This window comes from Streptomyces sp. NRRL WC-3549 (genome assembly GCF_000721935.1).
Classification (GTDB): Bacteria; Actinomycetota; Actinomycetes; order Streptomycetales; family Streptomycetaceae; genus Streptomyces.
This window is the reverse complement of sequence record NZ_KL585383.1, coordinates 178,435-180,295: the sequence shown is the minus strand read 5'-3', so window position 1 is coordinate 180,295 and position 1,861 is coordinate 178,435. Positions and strand designations below refer to the sequence as shown.

Annotated in this window: 1 other annotated feature (cut by a window edge). The window is 56.2% G+C overall.

The features are described from left to right. Positions 1–1,830 (top strand) — a sequence feature (mutual gap in cmsearch alignment for this rRNA model is longer than 100) (it extends 1,723 nt beyond the left edge of the window). Positions 1,831–1,861 lie beyond the last annotated feature (31 nt).

Sequence of the window (1,861 nt, the reverse complement as noted above, 5' to 3'; positions counted from 1 at the left end):
CTGGGATGGGTAGGGGAGCGTCGTGTGCCGGGTGAAGCAGCCGCGGAAGCGAGTTGTGGACGGTTCACGAGTGAGAATGCAGGCATGAGTAGCGATACACACGTGAGAAACGTGTGCGCCGATTGACTAAGGGTTCCTGGGTCAAGCTGATCTGCCCAGGGTAAGTCGGGACCTAAGGCGAGGCCGACAGGCGTAGTCGATGGACAACCGGTTGATATTCCGGTACCCGCTTTGAAACGCCCAGTACTGAATCAGGCGATGCTAAGTCCGTGAAGCCGGCCCGATCTCTTCGGAGTTGAGGGTAGTGGTGGAGCCGATGAACCAGACTTGTAGTAGGTAAGCGATGGGGTGACGCAGGAAGGTAGTCCAGCCCGGGCGGTGGTTGTCCCGGGGTAAGGGTGTAGGCCGTGTGGTAGGTAAATCCGTCACACGTTAAGGCTGAGACCTGATGCCGAGCCGATTGTGGTGAAGTGGATGATCCTATGCTGTCGAGAAAAGCCTCTAGCGAGTTTCATGGCGGCCCGTACCCTAAACCAACTCAGGTAGTCAGGTAGAGAATACCGAGGCGTTCGGGTGAACTATGGTTAAGGAACTCGGCAAAATGCCCCCGTAACTTCGGGAGAAGGGGGGCCATCACTGGTGATCCGATTTACTCGGTGAGCTGGGGGTGGCCGCAGAGACCAGCGAGAAGCGACTGTTTACTAAAAACACAGGTCCGTGCGAAGCCGTAAGGCGATGTATACGGACTGACGCCTGCCCGGTGCTGGAACGTTAAGGGGACCGGTTAGTGCACTTTCGGGTGTGCGAAGCTGAGAACTTAAGCGCCAGTAAACGGCGGTGGTAACTATAACCATCCTAAGGTAGCGAAATTCCTTGTCGGGTAAGTTCCGACCTGCACGAATGGCGTAACGACTTCTCGACTGTCTCAACCATAGGCCCGGTGAAATTGCACTACGAGTAAAGATGCTCGTTTCGCGCAGCAGGACGGAAAGACCCCGGGACCTTTACTATAGTTTGATATTGGTGTTCGGTTCGGCTTGTGTAGGATAGGTGGGAGACTTTGAAGCGGCCACGCCAGTGGTTGTGGAGTCGCCGTTGAAATACCACTCTGGTCGTGCTGGATGTCTAACCTGGGTCCGTGATCCGGATCAGGGACAGTGTCTGATGGGTAGTTTAACTGGGGCGGTTGCCTCCTAAAGAGTAACGGAGGCGCCCAAAGGTTCCCTCAGCCTGGTTGGCAATCAGGTGTTGAGTGTAAGTGCACAAGGGAGCTTGACTGTGAGACCGACGGGTCGAGCAGGGACGAAAGTCGGGACTAGTGATCCGGCAGTGGCTTGTGGAAGCGCTGTCGCTCAACGGATAAAAGGTACCCCGGGGATAACAGGCTGATCTTCCCCAAGAGTCCATATCGACGGGATGGTTTGGCACCTCGATGTCGGCTCGTCGCATCCTGGGGCTGGAGTCGGTCCCAAGGGTTGGGCTGTTCGCCCATTAAAGCGGTACGCGAGCTGGGTTTAGAACGTCGTGAGACAGTTCGGTCCCTATCCGCTGTGCGCGTAGGAATATTGAGAAGGGCTGTCCCTAGTACGAGAGGACCGGGACGGACGAACCTCTGGTGTGCCAGTTGTCCTGCCAAGGGCATGGCTGGTTGGCTACGTTCGGAAAGGATAACCGCTGAAAGCATCTAAGCGGGAAGCCTGCTTCGAGATGAGTGTTCCCACCACCTTGAGTGGTTAAGGCTCCCAGTAGACGACTGGGTTGATAGGCCAGATGTGGAAGCCCGGTAACGGGTGGAGCTGACTGGTACTAATAGGCCGAGGGCTTGTCCTCAGTTGCTCGCGTCCACTGTGTTGGTTCTGAA